Raw genomic sequence first — 15,943 nt, 5'->3', positions numbered from 1 at the left:
CGACGTAGGCGTCGGCGAGGGGGCTGTGGGTGAAGGTGATGACGTCGTCGCGGCCGTCGCCGGTGAAGTCCGTGGGCGAACCCCCGAAATACCGGCCGGCGGGCGGTGGTGGCGGCGTACCGCAGTTGTCGCTGACCAGGTACTTCTGGTTGTACTGGCCGGGATACGGCGCGAGGGACACCCCGTTGATGACGATCGTCTGGCCGACCCCGTTGTAGAGCTGCTCGTAGTGCAGATGCGGCCCGGATGAATTGCCGGTGCTGCCGGTGATGCCAATCTGCTGCCCCTGCTGCACGTAGGCGCCGTCGGGCACCGAGTACGCGCTGAGGTGGAAGTAGTAGGTGGTCCAGCCGCCGCCATGGTCGATGACTACGTAGTTGCCGGCTCCGCTGGGCTGTGAGTAGCGGCGGGCGACGCCGGCGGCCGACGCCACCTGCGGCGTGCCACCTGTGGTGCCGCCGTCGGCGCGGACGAAGTCCAGCGCCTGTCGCACCTCGGCGCTGTGGTGGTCGTACGTCCACCGCTGTCCGCAGGGGAACGGCGCCTTGAAGTTCGGCGCGGCGAGCGCGGGCGAGGGCGTGCTCACCACGGCGGTCAGGCTGACCCCGGCCAGCGTGAGCAGCGCGACGAGGGCGCGCCGGGCGGCGCTTTTCGGGAGCCTGAACATGGGGCGACTCCTATCGGGTGGGCGGTCGCAGCGGTGCGCGGCGCGTCGTGGGCCGGTGTCGCCGATGGGCGGGCCTGGCAGTTCGCGTCGGAGAGGGGCGTGGTGCGTCCCGCGAGGCGAGACGGTGGCGTTGAGGAGAAGTGAAACCGCAGACTTCGGAGTCTGTCAATACCTGCCGCAGTGGTCCTGTCGGCCGAAAAACTTCTTCAGTCCGGGCTCGGCCAGCCCTGCGTGACCGCCCGGGCGATGAAGATTTCTTGCCCCGGAGGTAAAGCTCCCGCAAGGTATTGACAACCGTGGAAGTCTCGCAGTTAACTCGCCAGCAATCGATTTCTCGCTGATCTCGGCCGCTCGGAAGGGACACCGATGAAGCTCCGTGTCACCCGATGGCTGGGCGCCACCGTCGCGTTGCTCGCCGTGATCCCGCCAGCGACGGCTTCCGCCGCCACACCTGCCGCTCCCACTCCAACAGTGGTGTCCGCTTCCGCGCTCGCCGTCGCCGACGACAAGGGACCGACCGGTTGGGACGCCTACCGGCGGCTCGACCGCCTACCGGAGCTGGCCGCCGGGACGCGTACCCACCAGTTCTCCAGCTTCGGCCGCGACGGCTCCAACGACGACGGGTTCGTCGGCACCTGGGCGTGCCTGCGCCAGAGCGGCGGCTGCGTGATCGCCGAGGCGCGCGGACCCGGCGAGGTGCAGTCGATCTGGTTCACCCGCGACGAGGGCGACGTCCGCGCGACCGGCTGGATCCGCATCGAGCTCGACGGCGTCGTGGTCGTCCAGGCCGACCTCCAGGCCCTTGTGGATGGGCGACTCGGCGGCCCCTTCGTCGCACCACTTGTCAGCAACGCCGACCAGACCTCCGGCGGCGTCACGATCAAGGTGCCGATGCCCTACCGCGATTCCATGCGGATCACCACCCAGAACAACCCGCTCTTTCACCACGTCACCTACCGCACCTTCGCCGACGCCGAGGGCGTGTCCCGGTTCGACCCGGCCGACCCGGCCACCGACGTGGTCACCCTGCTGCGCGCCGCCGGCACCCGCGACCCGAAGCCCGCGCAGCCCGGCGCCTCCACCAGCCGCGCCACAGTCACCGCGCCGGCACAGGGCCAGGTGTCGTTGGCCGGCCTGACCGGCCCACGGGCGATCACCGCGCTGCGGCTGCGCGTACCCGATGCGGCGGCCGGCGCGCCGACGCTCGCCGGCCTGCGGCTGCGGATGGCGTTCGACGGCCGGACGACAGTCGACAGCCCGGTCGGGGAGTTCTTCGGGGGCGGGCTGGGCGAGCGCAGCGTCCGGTCCCTCATGTTCGCGATGGATTCGGCACCCGGCGGCTGGTACAGCGCCTGGTGGCCGATGCCCTTCCGCTCCTCCGCCGCCGTGACGCTCGTCAACACGACAGGCACCACTGTCAACGGAATCGAGGTGGAGGTGACGTCGGCGCCCGGCACCGAGTGGACGTCTCGGCTCGCCGCCGACGGCAGCTCCGGATACTTCACCACCCAGTCGCGGCGCGCGGAAACTGTCGGCGGCAACGACTGGATCATCGCCGACCAGTCCGGCCGGGGCCGGTTCGTGGGCGTCTCGCAGACCATGCGCGGCCACATCATCGGTGGCAACACCCGCAACTACCTCGAAGGCGACGAGCGGGTGTACGTGGACGGCTCGCCGACGCCGCAGATCCACGGCACCGGCACCGAGGACTTCTACGAGTCGGGGTGGTACTTCAACCGCGGCGAGTACAGCGGTGTCTTCACCGGCAACACCGCCCACCTGGTGCGCGGCGGCGGATGCGTCGACGAGTGCGACGCCGCCTACCGGCTGATGATCGGCGACGCGGTGTCGTACGGCACCGCTCTGCGCTTCGGCATCGAACACGGGCCGGCCAACGACATGCCTGCCGAGTACGCCTCGACCGCGTTCCTCTACACCCAGCGCACAGTGGCCACGCGCCGGACCGACACCGTCGTCACCGGCGACGCCGCCAGCCGCGCCGCGCACGCGTACACCGACTCGTCGGCGACCCAGACCGCGCTCACCGCCAGCTTCGAAGGCGACGACGACAACGCCCCGCAGACCGCCCAGGTCCGTGCCACGACCGCCCCCGTCCGCTTCCGGCTGGCCGTCGACCCCACCAACCAGGGGGTACGGCTGCGCCGCCACGGCGACCAGTCCGGCGGCTATCAGCAGGCGGCGGTGTCGGTCGACGGTGTGCCGGCCGGGGTGTGGCTCCAGCCCCTGGGCAACGACCGGCAACGCTGGCTGGCCGACGGGTTCGTCCTACCCGCCGCCCTGACGGCGGGCCGGTCGACGGTCACCGTCCAGCTCACCCCTGCCCCGGGCGCGCCGGCCTGGACCGCCGCCCGGTACCAGGCCGACAGCATGGTGACGCCGTTCGCCGACACCACAGCCCCGGCCACGGTCGCCGGCCTCACCCTGGCCGGCGGCCGCGTGCACGCGCTCGGCCTGACCTGGACGCCCTCCGCCGACGACGTCGGTGTCGTCTCCTACCGGGTCTACGCGTCAAGGAACCCGGGGGTGACGACCACCGCCGCCAACCTGGTCGGCACGACCCGAGCCACCGAGTTCCGGCACGGGCCGCTGCCGGCCGGCCAGACCCGCTACTACCGGATCGTGGCGGTCGACGGCTCGGGCAACGCCGCCGCGCCCTCGGCCGAGGTGTCGGCCACCACCCGTGGCCGCAACACAAGCGACGCCAACGGCGACCGCCGCGACGACGCGATCGACTTCACCCGCGGCGCGGCGGCCGACGTGTTCACCTCGCTCTCCGACGGCACCCGTTTCGTGCCGGACAGCCGGCCCTGGAACGACTTCTTCGCCGTGGATGCCGAGATCCCGCTCACCGGTGACGTCAACGGCGACGGCCGCGCCGACATCATCACCTTCACCCGAGGCGCCGCCGCCGACGTCTACGTCGGGCTCTCCACCGGCACCGGATTCGCCGCCGGGGTCAAGTGGCACGACTTCTTCGCCGCCGGCACCGAGACCCCGGCGGTCGGCGACGTCAACGGCGACGGGCGTACCGACATCATCACCTTCACCCGCGGCGCCGCCGCCGACGTCTACGTGGCGCTGTCCACCGGCTCCGGCTTCGGACCCGGCGTCAAGTGGCACGACCACTTCGCCCTCGGCGACGAGTTCCCGGCGGTCGGCGACGTCGACGGTGACGGTCGCGACGACGTCCTGACGTTCACCCGGGGTACGGCCGGCGACGTGTTCGTGTCGCTCTCCGACGGCACCCGCTTCGTGGAGGACGGCTGGAAGTGGCACGACAGCTTCGCCTTCGGCAACGAACTGCCCGCGGTCGGCGACGTCGACGGTGACGGTCGCGACGACATCCTCACGTTCACCCGGGGTACGGCCGGCGACGTGTTCGTGTCGCTCTCCGACGGCACCCGCTTCGTGCAGAACGCCTGGAAGTGGCACGACAACTTCGCACTCGGCGACGACCTACCAGGGGTCGGTGACTTCAACGGCGACGGGCGGGCCGACGTGGTGCGGTTCACCCGCGGCCTCACCGCCGACGCGTACGTCTCGCTCTCCACCGGCGGCGCTCTCGGAGCCGTCAACCGCTGGCACGACCAGTTCGCCCCCGGTGTCGACCTGCCCCGCCCGAGCGTGTCGTGATGCGCGCCCGACGTGTCACCGCCGCGCTCCTGCTCGGAGCGGTCCTGACGGCACCGGCCCTGGCAGCGGTCCCGGCGGCAGCGGCCCTGGCAGCGGTCCCGGCGGCAGCGGCCCTGGCGGCGGTCCCGGCGGCAGCGGCCCTGGCAGCGGTCCCGGCGGCAGCGGCCCTGGCCGACGACCCGGTACGGTTCGAGGCCGAGTCGCTGGCGGTCGTCAACGCCACCGCGCCGGTCGGTGCACAGGCCGACTGTTGCGGGGTGAGCTGGTCCGGCGGGCGTCAGTTGTGGTTCCGGAGTGCCCGCGCCGGCGACTCGGTGACGCTCACCCTGCCGTCGGTGCCGGCCGGGCAGTACGACCTCGGCGCGGTGCTCACCCGGGCCGGCGACTACGGCACGCTGCGTTTCGCCGTCGACGGGGTGGCGGTCGGCCAACTCTTCGACGGGTACGCCGGCACCGTGCAGCGCACCGGCGCGGTGCCGCTGGGCTCGGCGTCGCTGGCGACCGGCACGCACCGCCTCACGGTCACGGTCACCGGCCGGTCCGCGTCGTCGACCGGCTTCTTCGCGGGGCTGGACACGGTGACGCTGCGCCGTGTCGGCCCGCTCGCGGCGGTCACCACGACCCCGTACGAGACCGTTGGCGAGACCCCGACCCGGGGCGCGTCGACACGTGTCTACGACCCGAGCGTGGGCGAGTCGACGACCTGGTACTACAACGACCACACGCTGGTGCGCCACCAGCAGACCGGCGTGTGGCACCTGTTCGGCATCACCCACGCCGAACCCGGAGCGCCGCAGGACGAGAAGGTCTTCGGGCACGCGACGGCGCCGAGCCCGACCGGCCCGTGGACGAAGCGGCCGGCGGCGTTGGTCGCCAACCCGGGGGCGGGAGAGCAGTGGATCTGGGCTCCCCACGTCGTGCACCACAACGGCGTCTACTACATGTTCTACGCGGCAGGTAATCCGGACTACGCCCGCTACCGCATGCACCTGGCCACCTCGACCGACCTGTTCACCTGGACCCGCAGCTCCGCCAACCCGCTGTTCACCGACGGGTGGGAGGCCCGCGACCCGATGGTGACAAGGGTCGGTGACCGCTGGGTCATGTACTACACGGCCACGTCGAGCCCGTCCGGCGGCAACCACGTCGTGGCGTACCGGACCAGCACCGACCTGCTGTCCTGGAGCGCCCGCGCGATCGCCTACACGTCACCGCACGTCGGCCAGGCGGGCGGGCAGACCGAGTCGCCGTTCGTGGTGCGCCGAGGGGAGTGGTGGTACCTCTTCGTCTGCTGCGACGGCACTGACTACGGCGCCGCGTACCGGCGGACAGCCGTCTACCGCAGCCGCGATCCGCTGCGGTTCGACGGGGCGGAGAAGGTGGCGGTCCTGGACGCGCACGCCGCCGAGGTCGTGGTGGACGGCTCGACCTGGTATCTCAGTCACGCCGGCTGGGGGCAGGGTGGGCTCTGGCTGGCGCCGCTGACGTGGTCGACGCAGGTGGTGGCGCGCGGTTACACGGTGAGCACCGGGTTCCTCCGCGCCGACATACGGACCTGGCCGAACGCCCGGATCGCGGCGCTGGCCGTGGACCCGGCCGGGGCGGGCAACTACCGGCCCGCGCTCGACTCCTCGCATCGCGGCACCGGGCCGTACCTCGCGGTGGGTCGGTTCGACGTGACCGACCGGGCCGGCGCCCCGGCCCGGGTCGACGTGTCGGCCGACGGCTCCCGGATCAACCTGGTCGGCATTCCGTTCGGCGACGAGCCGGTCACCGCCGACTGGCTGCTCACTGTGGCGCCCCGATGGTCCGGCCCCGGGTTGCAGAGCGACATCACCTGGTCGGTAAACGGGTGGCCGACCGCTGCGGTGTGGGAGGTGGCGTTCAACGTCGACGGCGCCTCCCCGGCGGTCGGCGACGCGACGGTGGAGGCACGACCGACCGGTGACGTCACCGGAATGCCCAGGTGGACGATGTCGACAGGGGACGGGCTCTCGGTGGTCGCGGTACACCGGTGGGGGTCGGCCTGGCGCGGCGACAACACCTGGTACGACGCCGGCCACGCGATGGCCGCCTGGCAACCGTTGTGGCGTGCGGGTGGCCTGTCCTGGGGGCCGGGGCAGTATCCGGGCGGCACCTGGCGTCTGGTGGCGAGCGGGCTCCGGCGGGACGTGGCGTTCGCCGACGCCGCGCACGCCGCTGTCAACGCGGTCCCGTGACAGTCGTGGACACCGGCGACCCGGCGGGCACGGCGGCGGGCACACATGGGCCGGTGGTGGTCGCCATGACCGGCGTGGCGAAGAGGTTCGGCGGCGTGACGGCCCTGGACGGCGTCACCTTCGACGTGCGGGCCGGCGAGGTGCACGCGTTGCTGGGGGAGAACGGCGCGGGCAAGTCCACCCTGATCAACATTCTCTCCGGCGTCATCACCGACTACGACGGTGAGGTCACTGTCGACGGTTCGCCGGTGCGGTTCGCCGGTCCCGCCGCTGCCCAGGCCGCCGGCATCGCGACCATTCACCAGGAACTCGACCTGGTGCCCGCCCTGTCGGTGGCCGACAACCTGGTCCTCGGACGGGAACCCCGGACGCGGCTGCGCACCGTCGACAGGCGGGCGGCGGTGCGTACCGCGCGGAAGCACCTGGACCTGCTCGGGGCCGACATCGATCCGCGGCGGCCCGTGGGCTCGTTGCGCGTCGGGGAGCAGCAGCTCGTCGAGATCGCCAAGGCGCTCGCGCTGGACGCCCGCGTGCTCGTCATGGACGAGCCGACGGCCGCGCTCGCCGACGGGGAGGTGCGGCGGCTCTTCGCCACCATCGACGGCCTGCGCCGGCGGGGCGTCGGCGTCGTCTACATCTCGCACCGGATGGAGGAGATCGAGGTCGTCGCCGACCGTGCGACGGTGCTGCGCAACGGTTCGGTCGCCGGTGTCGTGCCCGCCGGGCGGATGGGCCGGCGGCGGATCATCGCGATGATGGTCGGCGAACGGGCCACCTCCCTGTTCGCCCCCGCACCGGGAGACGGCCCCGCACCAGGAGACGCCCTCGCACCGGGTGACGCGGACGGCTCGCGCGGGACCGGGCGCGAGCCTCTGCTCGACGTCACCGACCTGGTCGTGCGGCCCCGGGCGTCCCGGCCCGGCCGTTGCGAGCCGGACGGCATCAGCCTCACCGTGCGGGCCGGTGAGATCGTGGGCCTGGCCGGCCTGATGGGAGCCGGTCGCACCGAGTTGCTGGAAACCCTCTTCGGTGCCGGGCCGCGTGGGCGGCGCACCGGCACGATCCGGTTGAAGGGCAGCCCGTACGCGCCGAGGCACCCGCGCGCGGCCCTGCGCGCCGGCGTCGGCTTCGTTCCCGAGGACCGTCGCCGCGCCGCGCTCGTCCTCGAACACCCGGTCGGTCGCAGCATCATGCTGACTGCCCTGGCGAGCGTGACGACCGCCGGATTCGTCAGCCGTCCACGGGAGCGCTCCGCGGTCCAGCGAACGATCACCGAACTGGCGATCAAGACGGCGTCGGCGGCCACACCCGTCGGCGCGCTCTCCGGCGGCAACCAGCAGAAGGTCGTCTTCGGCCGGCAACTGCTCGCCGAGCCCCGGCTGCTGCTGCTCGACGAGCCGACCCGCGGCGTCGACATCGGCGCGAAGGCCGAGATCTACCGACTGCTGCGCCGGCTCGCCGACGACGGCATGGGCATCCTGCTCGCCTCGTCGGAGCTGCCCGAGCTGCTCGGTGTCTGCGACCGCGTGCTGGTGCTGCGCGGCGGTCGCGCCGTGGCCGACCTCGCCACCGACGGCTGCACCGGCGAGGACATTCTCGCGGCGGCGATGGGCGGCGCGACCGCCGGAAGGGACGAACGATGACCGACATCCGCGTACCGCCGCCGGAGCCCGCCGTGACCGAGGTGCCGCCGGCTGCCGGCACGGTCGGGCTGCGGGGCACCGCCGCCCGGTGGCTACGCCGCCCACGCAGCCGGCGCGAACTCGTCGACCGGCTCTTCGCGGTGCAGAGTCTCTTCGCGTTGCTCGTGGTATTCGTCGTCGCGATCCTCGCCTCACCCCGACGCGACGGCGAGATCCTCTTCCTCACCGCCGGGAACCTCGGCAACATCGTCCGCGCGGTGTCGGAGATCGGCATCATCGCGATCGGCATGACCTTCGTGATCCTGCTGGGGGGCATCGACCTGTCGGTCGGCGCCATCCTCGGTCTGTCGGCCGTCGGCACGGCGACCCTCCTGGTCGACTCGGGGTTCGGCATCGTGCCCGCGGTCGCCGTGGTGCTCGTGATCGGTGCGCTCTTCGGCGCCGTGCAGGGGTACGCCGTGGCCCGCCTCGGCATCCAGTCGTTCATCGTCACCCTTGCCGGTCTCCAGGTCGCGCGGGGCATCGCCCGGATCTGGTCGGGCGGCCTGGGCATCCCGATCGCCTACGGCGACGGACCCCAGGAGGCCCCGCCGGCCTTCGAACTGCTCAACGGCTCGGTCAACGGGGTGCTCCCGGTGCCGGCGGTGCTGTTCGTCCTGATCGGGGTCGCGGCGATCGTGGTGCTGCGCACGACCGCGTTCGCCCGGCACGTCTACGCGATCGGCGGCAACGAGAAGGCGGCCCGGCTCTCAGGGGTCCCCGTCACCCGGGTCAAGGTCGCCGTTTTCGCGGTCGCCGGGCTCCTCGCGGCGGTGGCTGGCGTGATCCACGCGGGGCAGCTCAACCAGGGCAGCCCCAACGACGGCGCCGGATACGAGCTGGACGCGATCGCCGCTGTGGTGATCGGCGGGACGAGCCTGGCCGGGGGCTCCGGCTCGATGGGCGGCACCCTCGCCGGCGCTCTGCTGCTCGGCATCCTCAACAACATCCTCGCGCTCAACAACATCGACGCCAACGTCCAACTGCTGATCAAGGGACTGGTGATCGTGCTCGCGGCGGCCTTGCAGAAGCTGCGCCGCGGCATCGCCTGACCGAACCCACACCGAGGAGCCACTGCCATGCACAGACGAACCGTGCTCGCGTTGCTGGTCACCGGCACGCTTCTGACCACCACGGGATGCACCGTCGAGAAACCCTCCGACGACGCCGGCGAGGCCCGCGCCTGCGGCACCGGCAAGGATTTCCTGATCGGCATGTCGCAGGCCAACAATGCCGAGCCGTACCGGCAGGTGATGAACAACGACGTGCAGACGGCCGCGAAGGAGGTCCCCGGCTTCCGCGTCGTGGTCTCCGACGCCGCGCAGGACAACAGCAAGCAGGTCGCCGACGTGGAGAACTTCCTCACCCAGAGGATCAACCTGCTGATCATCTCGCCCAACGAGGCCAAGCCGCTGACCGCAGTGGTCAAGAAGGCGTACGACAGGGGCGTCCCGGTGATCGTGCTGGATCGCAAGGTCGAGGGCGAGGCGTACACCGCCTTCATCGGAGGGGACAACGTCGCGATCGGCAAGGCGGCCGGCGAGTTCTACGCCACGACACTGCTCCCCGGCGGCGGCAAGGTGATCGAGATCGCGGGACTCCCCGGCTCGACGCCTGCGGCCGAGCGCGCGAAGGGGTTCCGCGAGGGTATCGCCGGCAACCCGAAGATCGAGATCGTTGCCTCCCAACCCGGAGACTGGCTGCGCGAGAAGGGGCAGTCGGTGGCGGACGCCCTGATCAAGGCCCACCCGGACGTGTCGGCCGTCTATGCGCACAACGATCCGATGGCCGAAGGGGCCTACCTCGCCGCCAAGGCGGCCGGGCTCGAACAAAAGATCAAGTTCACAGGCATCGACGCGTTGCCGGTGCCCTCCGGCGGGATCAAGGCCGTCGAACAGGGCCGCCTCGCTGCGACCTTCCAGTACGCCACAGGTGGCCGCGAAGCCGTCGAACTCGCCCGCAAGATCCTTGTCGACTGCGCCACGGACGTCCCGCGCGCCACCACGCTGGACACGACGCGGATCACCAGGGACAACGCCGCCGAGGCGTACGCGAAGCTCGGTGGTCTCTGAGCACGCACCGCTCTGCTGGTCGCTTCGCCGCAACGACTGCTCGACCCGTCAAGCGCCCGACAGTCAAGGGAGCCGCCCCGTGACCCGTTACACCCTGCCCGTGCCGGTGCAGCCGCCGGTCGCCCCGCCGCGCACCGTCTACACAGTGGCCAGCGGTGACCTGCGGTTGAGCGCGAACGTCACCTGCTGGCCCACCCAGCGCCAGCTCGAAGAGGACCTCGGCGCCGCCGTCACCGCGCTGGGCTGGCACGTCCGGCGCGGTCACGACGTCGACGCGGTCGCCGGCCACGGGTTCATCGACAGTCAGCGCGCCGGGATCGAGGTCTTCCGGACGATCCCGCCCGACGCCCCGCTCATCGTGGTCGAGGCGGTCTGGCAGTACAGCCACCATGTGCTGGCCGGGCTGCGCGCCCACCGCGGGCCGATCCTGCTCGTCGCGAACTGGAGCGGGAAGTATCCCGGTCTGGTGGGGCTGCTCAACCTCGCGGGCAGCCTCACCAAGGCGGGCGTGCGGTATTCGACGTTGTGGAGCGAGGACTTCACCGACGAGTGGGCGCGCGACGGATTGAAGAAGTGGCTGGAGACCGGCGAGGTGGTGCACGACGAGAGCCACGTACGCCAGCTGCCGTCGCTGCCGCCGGACGCCGAGGTCGAACTCGGCGTGGCGCTGGCCCGGCAGCTCGTCTGGGAGCGGGCCATCATCGGTGTCTTCGACGAGGGCTGCATGGGCATGTACAACGCCATCATCGACGACGAGCTGCTCAACCCGCTGGGCATCTTCAAGGAACGCCTGTCGCAGAGCGCGCTGGTGGCGGAGATGGCGCGGGTGCCCGACGCGGAGGCGCAAGCCGTGCTCGCCTGGCTCGAAGCGGCCGGGATGACGTTCCACACCGGCGTCGACGAGGCCACCGAACTGACCCACGCCCAACTGCTCAGCCAGTGCAGGATGTACGTCGCCGCACTGCGCATCGCCGACGACTTCGGCCTGGACGCGGTGGGAATCCAGTACCAGCAGGGGCTCAAGGACACCGTTCCGGCCAGCGACCTGGCCGAGGGGCTGCTGAACAACGTGGTGCGCCCCCCGGTGACCAGCCGGGACGGCTCACGGGAGCTGTACGCGGGTGTGCCGCTGCCGCACTTCAACGAGGTCGACGAGGGCGTCGCCGTGGACTCGTTGATCACCAACCGGATCTGGACCGCGATGGGTCTGGACCCGGCCACGACGCTGCACGACATCCGCTGGGGAGAGCAGTACGACGACCGTTTCGTCTGGGTCTTCGAGATCTCCGGGTCGGTGCCCGCGTCGCACAACGGGGGTTACGACAGGTCCTACAGCATGCGCCAGCCGCCGATGTACTTCCCGCTCGGCGGCGGCACCCTCAGCGGCGTGTCGAAACCGGGGGAGATCGTCTGGTCGCGGGTGTTCGTCATGGACGGCGCGCTGCACGTGGACCTCGGTCGCGGCACAGTGGTGGAGTTGCCCGCGGCCGAGACGCAGCGTCGACTCGACGCCACGAATCCACAGTGGCCGATCATGCACGCCGTGCTGCACGGTGTGGGCCGCGACCAGTTGATGGCCCGGCACAAGGCCAACCATGTCAACGTCGTCTACGCTCCCGACGCTCTGACCGCCGACCGTGCGCTACGAGTGAAGGCGGCCTTCTTCGCCGAGCTGGGCGTACGGGTGTACCTCTGCGGCGACGTGCGGATATGAGCGGCAGGTCTCGTCTCACAGGCCGGTTGTGCTGCGGCGTCGAGGGTCGTCGTCGGGGCGGTTCGGCTGCCCGGGGGCCGAACTCTCCCGTACCCGCAGTTCGGTGCGCAGCACGACGGTCGAGGACGCCTTCGCCGGGTCGGCGATCCGCTCGACGAGCAGCGAGGCTGCCGTACGACCCAGGTCGTAGGTGGGTTGGGCGACTGTGCTCAGCGACGGCCGGACCAGGTGCGCCCACGGGATGTCGTCGAACCCGACGATGCCGAACCGGTCGGGAACGTCGATGCCGTTGTCGACAAGGCATTCGACAGCCCCCACGGTCATCAGGTTGTTGGCCGCGAACACCGCGTCCGGCGGCTCGCCGGTTTCCAGCAGCGAGGCCATCGCGCGGTATCCGCCCTCCTCGCGGAAGTCCGCGTACCGGATCAGGTCGTCGCTCCAGGAGCGGCCGCTCGCCTTGAGCGCCTTCTGGTAGCCCCGCAGCCGCTGCATCGCGGTGGAGATCCGGCGCGGGCCGGTGATGCAGGCGATCCGTCGGTAGCCGCTGCCCACCAGGTGGGTCGTCGCCTGCTCGGCGCCGTGGATGTTGTCGACGAGCACGGTGTCCACGTCGACGCCGCGCGGCTGCCGGTCGATGGCCACGACCGGAATGCCGGCCTGCACCAGCCGGGTGATCAGGGCCGGCCGCCCGGACGAGGAGATGATCACCCCCGCCATCCGCTCGGCGACAGCGGCCGCGACGTACCGGGCCTCCTTCTCCGGGTCCTCGTCGCCGTTGCACAGCACGACCGAGAATCCGGCCTCCTGTGCGACGTCCTCGACGCCACGCACCATGGAGGTGAAGAACGGGTTTCCGATGTCGGAGATGATGACCGCCCAGAGGCTGGTTCGGCTCCGGCGCAGGCTGCGGGCCACCGCATTCGGGCGGTAGTCGAGATCCTGTGCGGCCTGCCGCACTCGGGCGGCCAGCTCCGGGTCGACGGAGTCGCGTCCGTTGAGCACCCGGGAGACGGTCGCAGGCGACACGCCGGCCCTGCGGGCCACATCGTAGATGGTCGTCATCCCGCCCCCATCGTTGTCGCCCCGGGGCCAGGCGGCCCGATGGTGGCGGTTCGCCCGTCGGGTCGCCGACCCCCGGGTGTGATCGCACCTCGGGAGATCGCTCGGAATCCTATACAGAGTAAGCAATCGATTTCTGGTCGGGCCCAGGCCGCCCGAATGCCGGGCGACGGAGGTATTGACATCGATGCCTGTGACTACAACACTCGTCAGCAATCGATTTCTTGCTCTCTCGCGTGCCGGGTGGCCCGCTTTTCGGACGGCCGACCGGCGCCGGCTGACGCGGCGTCCACGGGGGTGGGTGTCAGCCGGCGAACCACCAACCGGTCGCACACCTGACGTCCCTGAGGAGCGCTGTGAGACGACGTTCGCTGGCGATGCTTGTCGCCCTCATGACAGCAACGGCAACCCTCGCGGTCGGTGCGCCCGCGGTCGCCGTACCGATCGACACGCTCACCTGTCCGTCCGTGCCCGCCACCCACGATCCGGCCGTCACCCTCGTGGTCTACCGGGTCGCCCGGTCGTACAACGCTAACGACAAGGTCATGCTCTCGACGTTCGAGGCCGGATGGGTCGAGTCCCACATGAACAACCTGCCCTGTGGCGACAAGTCCAGCCTGGGAGTCTTCCAGCAGCGCTGGGACTACGGCTGGGGCACCCCGGAGCAGATCATGGACCCGGTCTACGCCACCACGCAGTACGTCACCCGGGCGATCACCTGCGATCGCAACAATCCCGGCTACACGGCCGGTCAGGTCGCCCAGTGCGTACAGCGGTCGGGCTTTCCCGATCGATACGACCAGGCAGCGGCAACGGCGCGGACGCTGCTCAACCAGGGGGCGCGGACCCACGCCATGATCGGCGGCGCACCGACCGACGTCAACGGCGACGGCCGCGACGACGTCCTCACCTTCACGCAGAACGCCGCCGCCGACGTCTACGTGAGCACCTCCACCGGCACCGGCTTCGCCGGGACGTCGGTGAAGTGGAACGACTTCTTCTCCATCGGTGGGGAGACCGCGTCGACAGGCGACTTCAACGGCGACGGACGGGACGACATCGTCACGTTCGCGCACAGCAACACCGGCGACGTCTACGTGGCGTTGTCCACCGGGTCGGCGTTCACCTCGCCGGGCAGGTGGCACGACTGGTTCGCCCCGGGCGCGGAGATCGCCGCCGTCGGTGACGTCAACGGCGACGGACGCGACGACATCATCACCTTCACCCAAGGCCCCACCACCGCCTCCGACGTCATCGTCGCCCTGTCCACCGGCACGTCGTTCGGACCACCGCAGAAGTGGCACGACCTGTTCGCCGTCGGCACCGAACAACCCCGCGTCGGCGACATCAACGGCGACGGACGCGACGACATCGTCACCTTCACCTGCAACACCGACGCCGACGTCTACGCCGCCACCTCCACCGGCACCACCTTCACCGGCACCACTGTGAAATGGCACGACTTCTTCTGCCTCGCTGGCGAATTCCCCTACCTCGGCGACGCCAACGGCGACGGCAAAGACGACCTCATCGTCTTCACCAAGAACGCCACAAACGACGTCTACGTCGCACTGTCGACCGGGACCACGTTCGGTCCCAGCAGCAAATGGCACGACTACTTCGGCCTGAACGGTGAGGTGACTCTGTGATGTCGCGACTGGTGGCCCCCGTGGCCGGAACACGACGACGGCGCGGAGGCGTCGCCCTGCTGGCCGCGGCGCTCGTCGGCGCGGTAGCGGTCCCGCCGACGCCCGCGACCGCGACGCCGCCGGGTCGTGGCGACCTGGACGCCGCATTCGTGCGGGCGGCACAGGAGTACGACGTACCCCGGGACGTCCTGGTCGCGGTCGGCTACGGCGAGTCCCGGCTGGACGGCCACGACGGCAAGCCGAGCCAGGCCAACGGCTACGGGGTGATGCACCTGGTGAGCAACCCCACCCAGCACAGCCTGGAACGGGCGGCGGCCCTTACCGGTGAGCCGGTCGGCAGGCTGAAGACCGTCACCTCGGCGAACATCCGTGGCGGCGCGGCCGTGCTGCGCGACCTGGCCGACGCCGAGGGGTTGACCGCGACCGCCCGGGACCGGGTCACCGCGTGGTATCCGGTGGTGGCGAGGTACGCAGGCGCGGCGGACGACTCGACCGCACGCCTGTACGCGGACGGGATCTACGACCTGGTGCAGCAGGGTATCCCGGGTGCCGTCCCAGTCCGGGCGCACCGGGCCGAGCCGGAGCGGGGCCGTTACGCCACGGTGCTCCCCGCAGGGGCGGCACCTGGCGCGCTGGCTGCCGCCGTGCCGGAGTACCCGCCGGCGCGGTGGGTCGCCGCGAACGGCGCCAACTACGGCGTCGGGCGGTCCAGCCGGATCACGACTGTGATCCTGCACGTCACCCAGGGCTCGTACGCCGGCACGGTCAGCTGGTTCCAGAATCCGTCGTCGGGGGTCAGCGCCCACTACGTGGTGAAGTCCAGCAACGGCGAGATCACCCAAATGGTTCGCGAGGGCGACACCGCGTACCACGCTCTCTCCGGCAACGCCTACGGCGTCGGCATCGAGCACGAGGGCTACGTCGCCGACCCGGCGTGGTTCACCGACGCGATGTACCGGTCGTCGGCCGCGCTGACCCGTTACCTGTGCGACAAGTACGGCATTCCGAAGAACCGTACGGGCATCAAGGGTCACAGCGAGATCCCGGGCAACAACCACACCGATCCGGGGCCGAACTGGAACTGGAACTACTACCTCTCGCTCGTGAACCAGGGCGGCGGCGGGTCGGCCGCCCGGTATTTCGGGGGTTCGCCCACGGACTTCACCGGCGACGGCCGCGACGACGTCATCACCTTCACCCACAGCCCCCTCGCCGACGCCTACGTCG

At 71.0% G+C, this 15,943-nt stretch carries 10 protein-coding genes; 8 read left to right on the top strand and 2 right to left on the bottom strand.

Annotated elements, in window-relative coordinates; genetic code table 11:
* Positions 1 to 667 (bottom strand): M23 family metallopeptidase (locus tag ACFY2Q_RS29045; protein WP_387135773.1); only part of this gene is annotated, 667 nt, incomplete at its 3' end.
* Between the two features lie 366 nt (positions 668 to 1,033).
* On the opposite strand from ACFY2Q_RS29045, the gene ACFY2Q_RS29040 reads away from it, so the two are divergent.
* The 6 genes from ACFY2Q_RS29040 to ACFY2Q_RS29015 all read left to right on the top strand — a co-directional run bounded on the left by ACFY2Q_RS29040 (position 1,034) and on the right by ACFY2Q_RS29015 (position 12,008).
* A complete protein-coding gene (locus ACFY2Q_RS29040) occupies positions 1,034 to 4,321 on the top strand; it encodes a DUF2961 domain-containing protein (protein ID WP_387135771.1) in 3,288 nt (1,095 codons plus the stop codon).
* Positions 4,321 to 6,540 (top strand): family 43 glycosylhydrolase, encoded by a 2,220-nt coding sequence (locus ACFY2Q_RS29035; RefSeq protein ID WP_387135769.1) that lies wholly within the window; start codon positions 4,321 to 4,323, stop codon positions 6,538 to 6,540. The genes ACFY2Q_RS29040 and ACFY2Q_RS29035 overlap by 1 nt, the downstream gene beginning before the upstream one ends.
* Positions 6,537 to 8,183: a sugar ABC transporter ATP-binding protein gene (locus ACFY2Q_RS29030; protein WP_387135767.1), complete on the top strand. Its 1,647-nt coding sequence runs from the start codon at positions 6,537 to 6,539 to the stop codon at positions 8,181 to 8,183. Before ACFY2Q_RS29035 ends, ACFY2Q_RS29030 begins: the two co-directional genes overlap by 4 nt.
* On the top strand, positions 8,180 to 9,274 hold the full coding sequence (locus ACFY2Q_RS29025; RefSeq protein ID WP_387135765.1) for an ABC transporter permease: 1,095 nt from the start codon (positions 8,180 to 8,182) through the stop codon (positions 9,272 to 9,274). The genes ACFY2Q_RS29030 and ACFY2Q_RS29025 overlap by 4 nt, the downstream gene beginning before the upstream one ends.
* Positions 9,275 to 9,301: 27 nt before the next feature.
* A complete protein-coding gene (locus tag ACFY2Q_RS29020; protein WP_387135763.1) occupies positions 9,302 to 10,294 on the top strand; it encodes a substrate-binding domain-containing protein in 993 nt (330 codons plus the stop codon).
* A gap of 79 nt (positions 10,295 to 10,373) precedes the next feature.
* On the top strand, positions 10,374 to 12,008 hold the full coding sequence (locus ACFY2Q_RS29015; RefSeq protein ID WP_387135761.1) for a fucose isomerase: 1,635 nt from the start codon (positions 10,374 to 10,376) through the stop codon (positions 12,006 to 12,008).
* A gap of 15 nt (positions 12,009 to 12,023) precedes the next feature.
* Here the strand turns inward: ACFY2Q_RS29015 and ACFY2Q_RS29010 are convergent, their stop codons facing one another.
* Positions 12,024 to 13,070 (bottom strand): LacI family DNA-binding transcriptional regulator, encoded by a 1,047-nt coding sequence (locus ACFY2Q_RS29010; RefSeq protein WP_387135759.1) that lies wholly within the window; start codon positions 13,068 to 13,070, stop codon positions 12,024 to 12,026.
* Positions 13,071 to 13,423: 353 nt separating this feature from the next.
* On the opposite strand from ACFY2Q_RS29010, the gene ACFY2Q_RS29005 reads away from it, so the two are divergent.
* Together ACFY2Q_RS29005 and ACFY2Q_RS29000 are read left to right on the top strand one after the other, a co-directional pair.
* Positions 13,424 to 14,716, top strand: a complete 1,293-nt coding sequence (locus ACFY2Q_RS29005) for an FG-GAP repeat domain-containing protein (protein WP_387135757.1) — start codon at positions 13,424 to 13,426, stop codon at positions 14,714 to 14,716.
* Positions 14,716 to 15,943, top strand: a 1,228-nt coding sequence (locus ACFY2Q_RS29000; RefSeq protein WP_387135755.1) for an N-acetylmuramoyl-L-alanine amidase, incomplete at its 3' end; no start/stop codon positions are given. The genes ACFY2Q_RS29005 and ACFY2Q_RS29000, both read left to right, overlap by 1 nt.

This window comes from Micromonospora sp. NPDC000316 (genome assembly GCF_042898885.1).
In the GTDB taxonomy this organism is placed as follows: Bacteria; Actinomycetota; Actinomycetes; order Mycobacteriales; family Micromonosporaceae; genus Micromonospora.
This window is presented reverse-complemented; position numbering and strand designations above follow the sequence as displayed.